Raw genomic sequence first — 15,926 nt, 5'->3', positions numbered from 1 at the left:
CCATGCTTGCATGGTTTTTTTATTTTTATATAGTGGATAATTCACGTTTTTAAGATACGTCCCAAATGCTTCTGAGGTCAAAATGTTAAAAGGCATCGCTTATTCAGTTTTGGCTTCTGTCACCTTTGGGGTTCTGTATTTTTACACTCAATTACTAGGTGCGTTAGATAGTGAACAAACTTTTGGGTGGCGAATTATTGCCACAATTCCTTTTTTGACTTTATTTATGTGGTTTAGTGGTGACTTGACACATATCAAAACCATATTTAATCGAATCATAGCAAAGCCTAGTTTATTAGTGTTTCTAATGATCACTTCCGTACTGACCTCAGCACAATTATGGTTGTTTTTATGGGGACCTATGCATGGTCGTGGGTTACAAGTTTCTTTGGGGTATTTCTTGTTGCCTTTGGTTCTTGTGCTTGCTGGAAGCTTTTTATATGGCGAGAAATTGTCTAAGTTACAGTATCTCGCAGTATTTCTGGCAGTATTTGGTGTTGGGCATGAGATTTGGCGCTTAGGTACAATAGCTTGGGAAACTGCTTTTGTTGCTTTAGGTTATGCAGCTTACTTTATTCTTCGTAAAAAAATTCAAACGGACAACTTAGGTGGTTTTTGGTGGGATTTATTCTTGATCCTGCCAATTGCGATTTTCTTTACTCAGACAGGTGAAACTCCATATTTAAAGTTTTTAGAGCATCCTAGTTTGGGAGTTGTCGTTCTGGGTTTAGGTTTGTTGAGTGCGATTGGCCTAGGAAGTTATATTTTAGCAAGTCGCTATTTGCCGCTGATTATTTTTGGTTTACTGGGCTATTTAGAACCTGTTTTATTGGCATTGGCATCGTTGGTGCTTGGTGAAAAAATTGGTCAAGGTGAATGGTTGATCTATATTCCTATTTGGTTGGCCGTATGGGTATTGGTAATTGAAGGGGCGTTACATCTTTATCAGCAAAGGCGTCGCAAGCAGCATTTGGAATTGAATTTAAAACAGTATTCGCAACGTTTAGGCGATGATGAATAACAAGAAATATAAAAATCCAATTTTTAATGAGTTCCTTTAAATTTTGCATTTATGTAATCAGTCAGGTTGATGGTGAGGAACATTAAATCGCATGAATATTCTTTAGGGATACAACCAACTGCGCGATTGTGGTTGAAAAGGGTTCACCAATCCAAGAGATTGGAACGTAAACGATATTTGTGAATATAAGCTCGATCACACCAATGAAGCCCATTGATATTTCACAAGCATGGGGAATGCCAATAAGTAATAGTCATAATTTAAAATTCATTTTAGTTGTTTATGTGCTGTAGATAATTAGAGATCATTTTAAATACTTTATTCTTTTTATTTCATGTTTTTACATTAGTTTATACGATTTTTCTCGTTAAATGATTTGTCATGTATCACTTCCGTTTTTGCTTATTTTTAGCATACTGTTTGAGTCAAACAACGATAGCGTTAAGTTATCAGTAAAACTGTTATTAAAGTTAGACAAACAGCATGTATTTAGATGATTGAAAAAGACTTTTACCTAAAATCACAAAAATAATTATAGGTATTTTATGAATTTATAGTGAATTAGGACAAAATCTTAGCTCAATTAACAGCTTTTGATTCAATCTTGATGATAATTCCATTACAATTATGGCGTTTTAAAAATTCACGCCCAGTATAGATATTAAATTTGAGGACGTAACTGTGAGCAAAGACACTATCGTTGCCCTACACGCAGAACATCAAGGTCGTTGGAAAAACCGTGAAGAAATCGCGGAACGCATGATTGCTTTGATTGGTCAATTATACCGTGAGAAAAATATTGTTGTTTCTGTTTACGGTCGTTCTTTAATAAACCGTTCAGTGATTCAAATTTTAAAATCACATCGCCGTACACGTATGCTTGATGTAGAACTTTCAGTTGTTCATACCTTCCCAATTTTGGAAGCGTTAATGAAAATTGAAAACATTGGTTCTGCTGAAGTAGACATCGGTAAACTTGCTGTTGAATATAAAAATCAAGGTGGCGATGTAGATGTATTTGTTGCAAATGCCGTTGCTTCGATTGAAGGTAAAGCAAAATCTGAACAACCTAAAGATGTCGTTCTTTACGGTTTCGGTCGTATTGGTCGTATCTTAGCGCGTTTAATCATTAGCCAATCTGGTTTAGGTCGTGGTTTAAGCCTTAAAGCGATTGTAGTTCGTAAATCATCTGACGGTGACTTGGCGAAACGTGCTTCATTATTACGTCGTGACTCTATTCACGGTACTTTTGACGGTACAATTTCTGTTGATGAAGAAAACGAAGCAATCATTGCAAACGGTCAATTCATTAAAGTGATCTATGCTTCAAGCCCAAGCGAAGTGGATTACACCGCTTATGGTATTGAAAATGCGCTTTTGATCGACAATACAGGTAAATGGCGTGATGCTGAAGGTCTAAGCCAACACTTGAAATGTGCAGGTATTGCACGTGTAGTCTTGACTGCACCAAGTAAAGGTGAGATGAAGAACGTTGTATACGGCGTAAACAATACAGATATTTTAGATGAAGACAAAATCATCTCTGCTGCAAGCTGTACTACGAACGCAATTACACCTGTATTAAAAGTTTTAGATGACAAATACAAAGTATTAAATGGTCATGTTGAAACAGTTCACTCATTCACAAACGATCAAAACTTAATTGATAACTACCACAAGGCTGACCGTCGTGGTCGTGCTGCGACATTAAATATGGTGATCACTGAAACAGGTGCTGCAAAAGCGGTTGCGAAAGCATTACCAGGTCTTAAAGGCAAGTTAACAGGTAACTCTGTACGTGTTCCTACACCAAACGTTTCACTTGCGATCTTGAACTTAAACCTAGAGAAAGAAGTTGATCGTGAAGAAGTGAACGAATACATTCGTCAAATCTCGATTAATTCTAGCCTACAAGGTCAAATTGGTTATACAAACTCGACCGAAGTTGTATCAAGTGACTTTATTGGCTCACGTACTGCAGGTGTGTTTGATGCGCAAGCAACAATCACTTCTGGTACACGTTTAACAGCGTATGTTTGGTACGATAACGAAGTGGGTTATAGCTGCCAAGTATTGCGTATCGCTGAACAAATGTGTGGCGTAAGCTATACAAAAATTCCAGCTGAAACAAATGCATAATTTGTGAAAGTATAAAAAAAGGAGCTGATTTAAAGCTCCTTTTTTTATACTTAGGTATATCTAAAATATTGTATTTTAATTTACCGTTTTTCTAGGTGGAATCACCACATGCGCTTGCCGATCTGCAATGACCTCACGGCATTGCTTGGTATTATAAGCTGCATTGGTATAAACAGAGTCAATCTGCTCATCTTGTGGAATCTGATTAAGTAAATCACTAGGCACCTGTGAATCACTGACATTATTGGTTGTAAGCTGGACTGCTCGTATTTGTAGGATTTTAGCGTCTATGCCCATATGCAGTTTACGCCATTGACGACGATATTCAGGTCCATGTTTCTTGCGTTTCCATTCGCCCTTAGCTAGAAACTTCATGCCTGTAGAGTCTATGAGTAGACGCAGGCCAATTGGTTGTGCGGTAGATTTTGTGTGTAGGCTTCTTCATTTGAAAATTATATCGATGAAAAAGCCTGTACAGATAGGTTTGTGCAACAAAGCCGAAATTATGTGAAAAATAATTAAAAAGCAGGTTTATTTGAGTTTTTTAAAGAAGTTGATTGATTGCTTAATAAAATTCATGCAGAGCTGAGTAAATCTATTCGAGAAATTTATTAAAATGTGGCAAAATAGTCCGCTTTTAAGAATTTAGAGGATTGGCACATGCGCTTTGTTGATGAAGCAGTCATAACCGTAGAGGCTGGCGACGGTGGCAATGGCGTAGCCAGTTTTCGCCGTGAAAAATTTGTCCCTTTTGGTGGTCCAGATGGTGGAGACGGGGGACGTGGTGGAAGTGTTTATATCCAAGCCGATGATGACACAGGTACGCTCGTAGATTATCGTTATACGCGTCGATTCCGCGCTGAACGTGGTAAAAATGGTCGTGGTGCAAACTGTTCAGGTCGCGGTGGTGAAGATGTTGTTTTAAGAGTACCTGTAGGTACAACCATCGTTGATATTGAGTCTGGTGATATTATTGGTGATTTGGTTGCTGATGGTCAACGTGTCAAAGTAGCCAATGGTGGTGATGGTGGTTTAGGTAACACACACTTTAAGTCTTCAACGAATCGTTCTCCACGTAAATGCACTCATGGTATCAAAGGTGAATACCGCGAAGTACGTTTAGAGTTGAAAGTACTTGCAGATGTTGGCTTGTTGGGTATGCCAAATGCTGGTAAATCAACGTTTATTCGTGCAGTCAGTGCGGCAAAACCAAAAGTTGCGGATTATCCATTTACCACAATGATTCCTAATCTTGGGGTGGTTGATGCAGACCGTCATCGTTCATTCGTCATGGCCGATATTCCAGGTCTGATTGAAGGTGCAGCAGAAGGTGCGGGTCTTGGGATTCGTTTCCTTAAGCATTTGGCACGTACTCGTATCCTGTTGCATATTGTTGATGTTCAACCGATTGATGGTTCAGATCCAGCGCATAACGCCAAAGCAATTTTGGGTGAGTTAGTGAAATTCTCACCAACTTTGGCAAAGCTCCCTGTGGTTCTTGTCTTGAACAAACTTGACCAACTTCCTGAAGAATCAAGAGAAGAGTGGTGTCAGCATATTCTTGATGAATTGCAATGGAAAGGTCCTGTATTTAAAACTTCTGGTTTGATGTCGGAAGGGACGAAAGAAGTTGTTTATTACTTAATGGATCAGATCGAGCAACAGCGTGAGCGTGAAGTTGAAGATCCTGAGTATGCAGCAGAAATGAAAGCATTCCGTGAGCAGCTTGAGGCTGAGACACGTGAACAAACCATCGCAGCAAAAGAAGCTTATCGTGCTATGCGTAAGGCTCAGCGTGAAGCTGGCTTAGAATACGATGAAGATGATTTTGATGACGATGAGGATGAAGGCGGCGTAGAAAGCATTTACGTTCGTGATTAGTGAACCGAGGAAAAAATGATAGAAGTGGTCGATGGGCAACGTCAGCTCAATGCGTGTAAACGAATCGTTGTTAAAATCGGATCATCTTTACTCACTGCAAATGGGCAAGGTCTAGATTTAAATGCAATTTCGCATTGGGCGAAACAAATTGCGGATCTACACAATGCTGGGCACGAAATTATTTTAGTGTCTTCAGGTGCGGTTGCGGAAGGGATGGTACGCATGAAACTTGCGAGTCGACCCACTGATTTACCCAGTTTGCAAGCTTGTGCTGCTATTGGCCAAATGGGTTTAATCCATACGTGGTCAAGCGTATTGGATCAACATGGGATTCAAACAGCACAAGTCTTACTCACGCATGATGATCTTGCTGATCGTCGTCGTTACCTCAACTCTTGTGATGCTTTGCAGAACTTGATCGATTGGCGTGTGATTCCTGTCATTAATGAAAATGATACCGTATCTACCGATGAGATTCGTTTTGGTGATAACGATACTTTAGCCGCAATGGTGGCGGGGCAGGTTCAGGCTGAGCTGTTGATTATTTTGACAGATCAGCAGGGCATGTTCGACTCTGACCCTCGAAGCAACCCAAATGCTAAACTGTTTTCTGCGGTTCGGGCGCTGGATGACAGCCTGTTTGAAATGGCAGGCGGTGGCGGTGTACTTGGGCGTGGCGGTATGGTGACTAAAGTTCGTGCAGCACGTCTTGCAGCGAAATCTGGTTGTCCTACTTTAATTGCTAGTGGTGAAAGTGAAAATGTGCTTGCTCGCCTGATGGTTGGTGAAATGTTGGGAACATTATTTACCACAGATAATGACCGTGTGACCGCTCATCAACAATGGCTTGCAGCTCATTTGCAAACCGCAGGTCGTTTAGTGATAGATGATGGTGCTGTTGAAGCGATTAAACTGAAGCATCGTAGTTTATTGCCTGTTGGTGTGAAAGCGATTGAAGGTCATTTTGATCGCGGTGATGTGGTTGAATGTGTTGATAAGAATGGTGCTCGTATTGCTGTTGGTCGTGTGAATTTTAGTTCTCGTTCAGCAGAAATGGTGAAGGGTTTACCTTCTGAGAAAGTCTACCAAGTTTTAGGTGAGGCTCGTTCTTTAGAAATGATTCATCGAGACCACATGGCAATTTACTAAATACAAATATAAAAACAGCTCGCTTAGGCGAGCTTTTTTACGTTCGTTCTATATTGGGACTAGGGTCTGTTGAGAATTACCGAGAGTTAATTAAACTCGCGCACAATTGAATCATAGCTTCAAAACTCGTATCTGTTTTACAACTACGCATCGCTATACGTTTAAATTCTTTTAACTTACAGAAATAGTTTTCAATGAGATGACGCCATTTATACATAATCGTATCAAATGCTCTCATTACTTTTCGATTAGATTTAGGTGGGATCACCACTTTCACTTTACGTTCATTGAGTTCTTGGATGAGCCAATCTGCATCAAATGCTTTATCCGCTAGTAATGCTTGAAAATCAACATCTTCGATTAAAGGTTTGGTTTCTACTAAATCGTGATATTGACCAGGCATTAATCGAAACTTAATGAGGTTGCCTAGACTATCCACTAAGGCAAGAATTTTACAGGTCATTCCACCTCGAGATTTACCTATAGACTGTTTGAAAGTCCCCCTTTTGCACCTTGGCCATGTCGATGAACTTTAACAATCGTTCCATCAATCATGGCGTATTCCAAATCAACATCTTCATTTACAGATGCAAAAATAGTTTCAAATACACCAGCTTTCACCCAATCACGGTATCTTTTAAAGACGGTATTCCATTTACCAAAATGAGCAGGTAGATCACGCCATGGACTGCCTGTACGGGCAATCCAGAGGACTGCTTCTAAAAATAATCGATTATCTTTTCCACTACGACCTCGATCGGTCACTTTACCTAGGCAAAAAGGTTCCATTTTTGCTCATTGGGCATCAGTAAGTATGTATCTATCCATAGTACTATTATAAATTAATCACTACCCTTTGTTAATTCTCAACAAGCCCTAACTCTTAGTGCCTCAAATTTTAATTCTGGAAGTGATTTATTTTCTCCCATCATGTACGGGTGGTCAGCCAATGACAACATATCTAGATCTTCTTCGCTATTTCCATAAGCATAGATATATTGGTAGTCTTCTAAATTATATCGTTGCAAAATCCGTAATTTTTTCTGTTCACGGCTACAATCTTCAGAGCGATAACGACCCGTTAAAGTACCATTCTTAATTTCTGTTTGGGTGCAAATCAACTCAATATTAAGCAATTCACAGATTGGTGCTAAATATAAATCGACTGACGCAGAAACAAGAACAATATGATCACCACGCTGTTGATGGAGATAAAGCTGCTTTAGTAAAGCTGGATCTAATTGTTTTATTAATTTTTGCGCATATTCATCAACCAAATTTTCAACAAATGTGGCGGAGATACCTTCAAACATCGTTTGAAATAGTCGAGGTCTCATCGCATGTGCAGGATATAAGCGTAAATAATAGGCTTGAATCCAAGGGAGTATTGTTAAGCCTTTTTTTACAATGTGACGCTTTGATAGGGTAAAGAAAATAAACCCCGTAAAACTATCTTTAGGATAGAGCGTGCCATCAAAGTCAAATAAAGCAAGATTTACAGTTTTATGCGTTTGGCTCTTTGCATGCATGTCTCATATCGTCCATTTACACGGCTTGCAAACCAGTTTGTATTGTAATCACGACTCAGTTTTGGTCCTGAAATAACGACTTGTGGCATGGTTGCATAAATTGGTTCTTTTTTGGTTTTATTTTGATATAGCTTTTGTACAGCTAAATAAGTTTGAGTATCTTCAAATTTTTTCTCTTTCTCTTTTTTCAAATCATCACGAATTTGGCGTGGTGTCACTAAAATATTATTTTGAGCAAAAACAGCGATGAGCTCTTTTTCACTTTGGCTTTGGGTTGATTTCACATCACCATCTTTATTGTAAAGTAATAGATCACCATCGAGACTGATTTCAGTCTTGGTAAGTGCATTTAACATGCTTTGAAACGCTGCATTTCGACTTGAGTAAACACCAGAATTGTAGTCTGCAAAGCGATAGATTGCTTTGTCATAATCAGCAGGATATTCCATTAATCGATGAATACCATAGTATAAACCCCCATATTGGGTATACAGATCATTACGCAATTCGGCAATACTACCACTTTGGCGTTTATGTTCTTTGGCGTAATTAATATGAACTTGCATTGAACCCAATGTCGTAATTGGATTCATTTTTTCCCCGATATCTTGTCCAACGAGTTTCGCTGCACCCGTTAATGCACTGACATGATAATGTTTTGACATGTAGTCGAAAATCTCACGGTAGAGCAAATCCAGCTCGCGCTCCGTTTTAACTTTACGCATTTGACTCATGTAATTATTTTCTGGAGAAGGTTGATTTTTGAGTACGTCCTCAAAATAGCCTGCAATTGTTCCGCCGATGGTTTCACCCAACTTTGCTTCAAATTTTTCTTTGAGTCGAGTATTAATTTCTTGTACTGCTTTTTCTCCAAGTCCTGGGACGGCTGGATCAGCAACAAAGTTGGATTCTTGATCTACAACAGCAACAATACTGCACACATTTTCCTTGGATTTAGGAATACTGAGTTGTTGCATGATATCAAAAATATCTTGCGCCCATGACTGGCGATCATTTACACGAGGGGGAAGCACTTTCTTAATTTGTTCTGCTTCCATTTCTGGTTCTTTACCATTAGACCACCATGCTTTATCTCCACAAGCTGTCAAGCTGAGACATGCAGTGAGGATGCCCATAATTTTTAATAAAGGACGAGTAGGGAATGATTTATTCATAATCAGAACAACACCACATAAAAAGATGAGTCAAATGGGCGAATGAAGTATACTATGTTGCTCAGAATTTGTAAGAATATATATGTATATCGGTTCATATCAACTGTCAAATAATTTGATTGTTGCACCTATGGCAGGCGTAACAGATAGACCCTTTCGGACACTATGTAAATATTTTGGTGCAGGTCATGCCGTAAGTGAAATGATGACGGCTGATAAAACCTTACGTATGAGTAAGAAAAGTTTATATCGGGCAAATTTTGATGGCGAACTTGCGCCAATTTCAGCACAAATTGCGGGTTCTGACCCAGAGCAACTTGCGGAAGCTGCTCGTTACCAAGTCGCTAACGGTGCACAAATCGTTGATATCAATATGGGTTGTCCAGCCAAAAAGGTTTGTAACAAGTTGGCAGGTTCAGCATTATTACAAGATGAAGATTTAGTAGCCCGAATTCTAGATGCGGTGGTTGCGGCCGTGGATGTGCCAGTGACTTTAAAAACCCGACTAGGATTTTTAAATGGTCATGAAAATATTTTGCGTGTGGCAAAACGTGCTGAAGAATCAGGAATTTCAGCTTTAGCCTTACATGGTCGTACGCGTGAAGATATGTATTTGAACACAGCCCGTTATGAGCTGATTAAGCAGGTAAAAGAACTGATTGATATTCCATTGATTGCCAATGGTGATATTGATAGTCCTGAGAAAGCTAAATATGTCCTAGACTATACTGGCGCAGACGCGATTATGATTGGACGTGCTGCACAAGGTCGACCATGGATATTTCGGGAAATAGCACATTACTTAAAAACAGGTAAACACTTGGCAGCGCCTGATATTGCTGAAGTCAAAGCTGTGCTATTAGGGCATTTATCAGAATTATATCAATTCTATGGCGAATATTCTGGTTGTCGTATTGCGCGCAAGCATATTGCTTGGTACACCAAAGGCTTGCGTTCGAGTAATGAATTTCGCCAAAGTATGTATAAAGTAGAGAGTACTGCTGATCAGGCCAAGGTTGTAGAAGCATATTTTGATCAATTGCTTGATCTAGGGCAGCGTATGAGTGATGTGGAAGTTGAACAACTCAATTTACTAGACATTAAATAGTGATGCTATTTTTATTTGTTTAAAAGCCTGTAATGATGGATGAGTTTCATTACAGGCTTCCGATTACTCTAAATGTGCAGTGATTTTTTGCAGAATTTGAAAGATCACATCAAATTCACTTTGTAATGGTGTGCTTTTTCGTGTCACCAATGCCAATGTGCGGTTCGGGGCATCTTCAATTGATTTTACTGCAATTTCTTCATTGAAATGAATCATGCTGTTTTTCAAGGCAATTTCGGGTAGCAGTGTAAAGCCAAGATTTGACGACACCATTTCCACTAAAGTTGGAAGAGAGCTTGCCTTTAAACGATGATCATTTTTGCGCTCACCCACAGGGCAGGCACTTAAGGTGTGATCTCGTAAACAATGACCTTCTTCGAGTAGCATGAGACGCGATAAGTCCAAATCATCTAGTGAGTTTGCATTCTCAGCATTCTTGTCATTTTTATTGTAGACAACAAATAAATTTTCTTTTGCAATTTCTGCAACTTTTAATCCACGAGTGTCAAAAGGAAGCGCCAGAACAATCATATCTAAATTGCCGTGTTCTAGCTTTTCTACGATTTTCTCACTTTGAGCTTCATGTAAATGAAGCTGAATCTTCGGCAGTTGTCGATGCACTTCATCAAGTAGTTGAGTCAAAATAAATGGTGCAATCGTAGGAATAATACCGAGATGTAGATCACCTGTTAATGGTTCACTCATTTCTCTACTTAGGCGCATTAAATCTTGTGCATCGGCAAGTAATACTCGTGCACGTGCAACGACTTGTTCGCCTAATGGGGTTAAACGAACGTTTTGACGATCACGCTCAACTAGGACGCCACCTAAGAGGCGCTCTAGTTCCATGATACCACCCGACAAAGTAGACTGAGTGACAAATGAACGGCGCGCAGCTTCAGTAAAATGTAAAGTTTCTGACAACGTAACTAAATACGATAGCTGTCTTAATGAGGGTAATGCAGCCATAGAGTCCTAGTGTGATGATCTAAAGTGATGAGCAAACAAACCGCTAAGTTGTGGAATGAAGTGAGCAGGAATATCATGCCCCATTCCTTGAATTAATTCAAATTTAGCACCAGAAATCGCCTTTGCAACAGCTTTCCCGTGACTTGGTGGTAATAAACGATCTTTTGAACCATGTACAACCAAAGTCGGTTGAGTAATATTTTTGTTCAATGCTAACAAAGAACCTGTACATAATATTGCTAAAAACTGTTGAAGTACACCCGCTGGGTAAAAACTACGGCGATATAGTTTACGAATGGTTTGAATTGCTTCAACTTGATTCACATAACCTGGTGATCCAATAATATGAAATACTTTCAAACTATGATTCACAATCGCATCTTCGTCATGTGCTTCAGGTTTGCCTAATAAACTGAAAAGTTGTTTTGGAAACGGCGGTGGCAGGAAGGGTTGATTATTACTGGTAAATAATAATCCTACTTTCTCAACTTTTTCTGGATATTTCGCTGCTACGATTTGAGAGATCATGCCACCCATTGAAGCGCCTATGAGATATGTTTTTTCAAGCCCCAATTGGTCGATTAACATCGAAACATCATCAGCCATATCATATAAAGTGTAAGGTGCACCTTCGTTACCAAGCCCAATGATGAAGCGACTCATGAGTTTCATGGTATTGAGGCGTTTTCTTTTTTCACGAATTTTTGAAGATAAACCAATATCACGATTATCGAAACGGATAACGCGGAAGCCTTGATCAATCAATGATTTACAAAAGAAGTCAGGCCAAAACAGCATTTGAGCACCTAAACCCATAATCAACAGAATTGTTGGGTGTTCTGGATTGCCGCCCATTTCAACATGCAGTTCAATACCATTACCTAAAGTGACTTTGGTTTCTTGCATAAATGGAGCATAAGGTGACACATTAAATTGTAAAGCACTGTTCATGGCATTCATTCCGAATTGAATTCTTTTTATAGAATTAGAGTCTGCTAGAAATTTCTTTCTTAACAGACTCTAATTTAAACCTTAAACTTGTGCTGGAATCAAGTCTGGAACAAGTTTGGTTAAAGTTAAACGTTGTTTGCTTGCAGTCGCACCTAAAAGCACAAAACCTCTCAATGTACCTTCATCATCTGCTGCTCTAGCAAGCATACCATCTTCAAACTCTTCAGTTTCCCAATTCACGTCCACACCAATTGGTGCAGGTAATACAGTCAATGGTGCAGCAGGTGTTTTTACCGCAACAGGCATTGCAGGGTAGTGTACAGCAGTACTTTGCCCGCTCAGTGTTTTTGCTAATGCACGTGCTTGTTGCATGATTGGCATGACATATGGCAGTAATGTTCCATTCACTTCTGCACAGTCACCCACCGCATAGATGTCAGGCTGGTTGGTTTCCAATAGGGTATTGGTAATGATGCCGCGACTTGTTTGAATATCTGCAGCTTTTGCTAAAGATATATTTGGCTGTAAACCAATCGCTGAAAGAACGATATCTGCAATTAAAGTCTGACCTGTTGCCAAAGTCACTTCGTAATCTTCACCATCATTGATTTTCGTTACTTTTTCAACAGTGGTCGACAATGCGAATTTAATACCCGCTTGTTCTAAATTGGTTTTAAATGCTTCAGCAACGTGATTTGGTAGCAAGCGACCAAGTGGTTGTGGTGCAAGATCAATTACGGTGACATCGTAGTTGCTATGTAATAAATCATTGGCAAATTCACAGCCAATTAACCCAGCGCCTAGAATCACAACGCGTTTATCTTTACGCTTTGCTAAATTTTCACGGAACGTACGGTAGTCGATCAAGGAGTTCACGACATGAATATCATCACTACCATCACCAGCAATTGCTAAACGAATTGGGTTTGCACCTACTGCAAGGACCAGTTTTGAATAAGGTTGAGTGAAAATTTCACCATTTTTTTCTAAAGTGATTTCATGTTGTTCAGCATTAATTTCTTTCACCAAGGTTTCAGCTTCAATGCGCATATTCAGTTGCGTTGCCATTTTAGCTGCATCACCTAGGGCAATTTGTTCAGGTGCTTTATTCCCTGCAAAGGCATTAGATAATGTTGGTTTTGCATAATTTACCGCATCATCTGCGCAGATCATAACGAGTTCTTGTTCTGGGCTGAGTTTGCGAAACTCACGTGCAACAGTATAGCCTGCCATGCCCGATCCGATGATGACGATAGGATGCATTATATTCTCCAGTATTTCTTTCAATAAAAACAAACGATAGGAAAAAAAAGACCATGATCATGATCACGGTCTTTTAGATCTATTTAGATTTCAATCATTTCAAAATCAGCTTTTGAAACGCCGCAATCTGGGCAAGTCCAATCATCAGGGATATCTTCCCATTTGGTACCTGCTGCAATGCCGTCTTGTGGCCAACCATCTGCTTCGTCGTAAATCCACCCACAAACGATACATTGATATTTTTTCATGTGACTCTCCAAACTGATAGGTATGCTCAAATTGCCTTTCAGTAAAACTATTCCATAATGTCGCTACGATCGCTGCAATACAACAAACTTGTGTTGATCAGGAGTTAGATTTTTACGCAGAACGCCATTTAAGTAAAGCAAATGCAAGAGTTTAATCATTTATGTAGAAAGTGGAATGGCAATTTGTTCTGAAAGTCTTGCTATTTGAGCAATTACTCTAATTTTTGTAGATATGTATATGCTTATAGCTTTTTAAAAACAGTAAAAGTATAAATATAGAGTGGGTGAAAAATAACCATTTAAAATTAAAAGATCAAAAATAACACCAAAATTATGGAGAAAACAAAAATGCAGACTTTATCTTACGATATTGAAATTAAGGCTTCGAAGCAAAAAGTGTGGGAAATATTATGGCAAAAAGAAAGTTACCAAGCTTGAACCCATTTTTTTCTTGCAACTCGACCATACGATCAGACTAGAAAGTAGGCGGTAAAACCTATTTCTATGATGATAAGGGGGTGGCATGATTTCAACAATCGAACGTTTATATGAGCCGAATGTGATTATTTTTAAACATATCGGGATGATTCAAGATGGAGAGGAAGATACTGAAAGTGACGATGTAAAATCTTGGGCAGGTGCATTAGAAAAGTACATGTTATTTGATTCGGATGACTTTACTCAACTCTATGTAGAAGTGGATATTCAACCCCAATATATTGAAATGATGAATCAAGGATTTGAAAAAGGGTTAGCTTTGGTTAAACAATTCGCTGAGCAATAGAAATCATTTTAAGTACATATTTATTGCAAGATAAAAGTATTATTTTCGCTTTGAAATTGATAAATCTTTGCTTTTTTCACGATTGTGTGACTGAAATGGTGCGAAAATGGGCTTTGATCTGCTATTCTATGCCACTTCAATTTTACTTAAATCGAGGCAGAGATGACGCAACAAAACGCTCAATCGACTTCTGAACAAACACTTTCCGAAAACGATTTAATCGCACAGCGTCATGCCAAGTTAAAGCAAATCCAAGAGACTGCTAAACAAAGCGGTAAAAGTCCTTGGCCGAATACCTTTAAACGTGAGCACTATACAGGTGACTTACAGGAACAATTTAAAGATCAAGATAAAGCACAAATCGAAGGTGCTGAAAAAGTTTATGTAAAAGTCGCGGGTCGTGTCATGTTGAACCGTGGGTCATTTATTGTGATCCAAGATATGACAGGTCGTATCCAACTTTATGTAGATCGTAAAGGTTTGCCAGCAGACGTTTTAGAAACGATTAAAAGCCTAGATCTCGGCGATATTATTGCCGGTGAAGGTTATATCGGACGTTCTGGCAAAGGTGACTTATATGTACACCTTGAAGGATTTGAATTATTAACCAAATCACTTCGTCCGCTTCCAGATAAATTCCATGGTTTAACTGACACAGAAGCGAAATATCGCAAGCGTTATTTAGATTTGATCGTCAACGAAGAAACACGTAAGACTTTTGAAATTCGTGCCAAAGTGGTTGCAGGTATTCGTGCGTTCTTAACTAATGAGCGTTTCATGGAAGTTGAGACACCAATGATGCATGTGATCCCGGGTGGTGCATCTGCAAAACCATTCGTAACACATCATAATGCATTGGATATGGAACTCTATTTGCGTATCGCGCCAGAGCTCTATTTAAAGCGCCTTGTAGTGGGTGGTTTTGAGCGTGTGTTTGAAATTAACCGTAACTTCCGTAATGAGGGGGTGTCAACACGTCATAACCCTGAATTTACCATGATCGAGTTTTATCAAGCCTACGCTGATTATAAAGACTTGATGGCATTGACTGAAAACATGCTTGAGAAATTGGCAGTCGACATTTTAGGTTCTACCGATGTGCCTTATGGTGATGAGGTGTATAGCTTCAAAGGTCCATTCAAGAAAATATCAATGTTTGACGCCATTCTTGAGCACAATCCAGACTTTACGCCTGAAAATGTAAATGATCGTGAGTTCTTGGCTAAATTTACTCAAGATGTGTTGAAAGAAAAAGTGAAGCCTGGTTTCGGTTTAGGCAAATTACAAACAATCGTGTTTGAAGAAACTGTTGAAACTAAACTTCGTCAACCAACATTCATTACAGAGTATCCAGCTGAAACCTCACCACTCGCTCGTCGTAATGATGATAATCCACACATTACCGATCGTTTTGAGTTCTTTATTGGTGGTCGTGAGTTAGCCAATGGTTTCTCTGAGTTAAATGATCCAATTGATCAGGCTGAGCGTTTCCAAGCACAGGTTGAAGAAAAAGATGCTGGTGATGATGAGGCAATGCATTACGATGCGGACTTTATTGAAGCACTAGAATACGGTTTACCGCCAACAGCAGGTGAAGGTATTGGTATTGATCGTTTGGTTATGCTATTTGCTAATGCGCCAAGTATTCGTGATGTATTGTTATTCCCACACATGCGCCGTAAAGATTAATTACTCACTTATTATTAATA

General features: G+C 39.2%; 13 protein-coding genes and 2 pseudogenes. 7 read left to right on the top strand and 8 right to left on the bottom strand.

All coding sequences use genetic code 11. The features are described 5' to 3' along the window. Window positions 1-82 precede the first annotated feature (82 nt). Together rarD and F908_RS03490 are read left to right on the top strand one after the other, a co-directional pair. On the top strand, window positions 83-1,021 hold the full coding sequence (rarD, locus tag F908_RS03495; RefSeq protein WP_005157638.1) for an EamA family transporter RarD: 939 nt from the start codon (window positions 83-85) through the stop codon (window positions 1,019-1,021). A gap of 681 nt (window positions 1,022-1,702) precedes the next feature. Next, window positions 1,703-3,160, top strand: coding sequence for a glyceraldehyde-3-phosphate dehydrogenase (locus F908_RS03490; RefSeq protein WP_005157636.1), 1,458 nt, complete (start codon window positions 1,703-1,705; stop codon window positions 3,158-3,160). Between the two features lie 87 nt (window positions 3,161-3,247). Here F908_RS03490 and F908_RS03485 read toward each other — a convergent pair. Further along, window positions 3,248-3,565 (bottom strand): annotated as a pseudogene (locus F908_RS03485) (transposase); the annotation flags it as partial. A 255-nt stretch (window positions 3,566-3,820) separates the two neighbouring features. Here F908_RS03485 and cgtA point away from each other — a divergent pair. Both cgtA and proB read left to right on the top strand, forming a co-directional pair. Then, complete coding sequence (cgtA, locus tag F908_RS03480; protein ID WP_005157633.1) at window positions 3,821-5,041, top strand: Obg family GTPase CgtA; 1,221 nt, start codon at window positions 3,821-3,823, stop codon at window positions 5,039-5,041. A 15-nt stretch (window positions 5,042-5,056) separates the two neighbouring features. Beyond that, the gene (gene proB / locus F908_RS03475) at window positions 5,057-6,190 is read left to right on the top strand and encodes a glutamate 5-kinase (RefSeq protein ID WP_005157631.1); all 1,134 of its coding nucleotides are present in this window, start codon (window positions 5,057-5,059) and stop codon (window positions 6,188-6,190) included. Window positions 6,191-6,266: 76 nt separating this feature from the next. Here the strand turns inward: proB and F908_RS15380 are convergent. From F908_RS15380 to F908_RS03455, 3 genes are all read right to left on the bottom strand, one after another. Then, a protein-coding gene (locus tag F908_RS15380) for an IS5 family transposase (RefSeq protein ID WP_153560492.1) occupies window positions 6,267-6,979 on the bottom strand; the annotation gives its coding sequence in 2 pieces (ribosomal slippage) (window positions 6,267-6,682 and window positions 6,682-6,979; 714 coding nt in all). Between the two features lie 77 nt (window positions 6,980-7,056). Continuing rightward, window positions 7,057-7,719 (bottom strand): HAD-IB family hydrolase, encoded by a 663-nt coding sequence (locus F908_RS03460; protein WP_005157614.1) that lies wholly within the window; start codon window positions 7,717-7,719, stop codon window positions 7,057-7,059. Continuing rightward, on the bottom strand, window positions 7,686-8,894 hold the full coding sequence (locus tag F908_RS03455; protein ID WP_005157605.1) for a DUF1615 domain-containing protein: 1,209 nt from the start codon (window positions 8,892-8,894) through the stop codon (window positions 7,686-7,688). The genes F908_RS03460 and F908_RS03455 overlap by 34 nt, the downstream gene beginning before the upstream one ends. 82 nt (window positions 8,895-8,976) lie before the next feature. Here F908_RS03455 and dusB point away from each other — a divergent pair, with 82 nt between their 5' ends. Further along, entirely contained in the window at window positions 8,977-10,002 is a 1,026-nt protein-coding gene (gene dusB, locus F908_RS03450) for a tRNA dihydrouridine synthase DusB (RefSeq protein WP_005157599.1), read from the top strand. A gap of 63 nt (window positions 10,003-10,065) precedes the next feature. Here the strand turns inward: dusB and oxyR are convergent, their stop codons facing one another. From oxyR to rubA, 4 genes are all read right to left on the bottom strand, one after another. Next, window positions 10,066-10,971, bottom strand: coding sequence for a LysR family transcriptional regulator OxyR (oxyR, locus tag F908_RS03445; RefSeq protein ID WP_005157596.1), 906 nt, complete (start codon window positions 10,969-10,971; stop codon window positions 10,066-10,068). Window positions 10,972-10,977: 6 nt separating this feature from the next. Beyond that, complete coding sequence (estB, locus tag F908_RS03440; RefSeq protein WP_005157595.1) at window positions 10,978-11,922, bottom strand: esterase EstB; 945 nt, start codon at window positions 11,920-11,922, stop codon at window positions 10,978-10,980. Between the two features lie 81 nt (window positions 11,923-12,003). Further along, window positions 12,004-13,185, bottom strand: coding sequence for a rubredoxin reductase RubB (gene rubB, locus F908_RS03435; protein ID WP_005157594.1), 1,182 nt, complete (start codon window positions 13,183-13,185; stop codon window positions 12,004-12,006). Window positions 13,186-13,268: 83 nt separating this feature from the next. Then, entirely contained in the window at window positions 13,269-13,433 is a 165-nt protein-coding gene (gene rubA / locus F908_RS03430; protein WP_004663059.1) for a rubredoxin RubA, read from the bottom strand. Window positions 13,434-13,781: 348 nt separating this feature from the next. Here rubA and F908_RS03425 point away from each other — a divergent pair. Both F908_RS03425 and lysS read left to right on the top strand, forming a co-directional pair. Continuing rightward, window positions 13,782-14,217 (top strand): annotated as a pseudogene (locus F908_RS03425) (SRPBCC family protein). Between the two features lie 162 nt (window positions 14,218-14,379). After that, window positions 14,380-15,906, top strand: a complete 1,527-nt coding sequence (lysS, locus tag F908_RS03420; protein ID WP_005157591.1) for a lysine--tRNA ligase — start codon at window positions 14,380-14,382, stop codon at window positions 15,904-15,906. Window positions 15,907-15,926: the final 20 nt, after the last annotated feature.

Source organism: Acinetobacter sp. NIPH 284 (assembly GCF_000369425.1).
GTDB lineage: Bacteria > Pseudomonadota > Gammaproteobacteria > Pseudomonadales > Moraxellaceae > Acinetobacter.
This window is presented reverse-complemented; position numbering and strand designations above follow the sequence as displayed.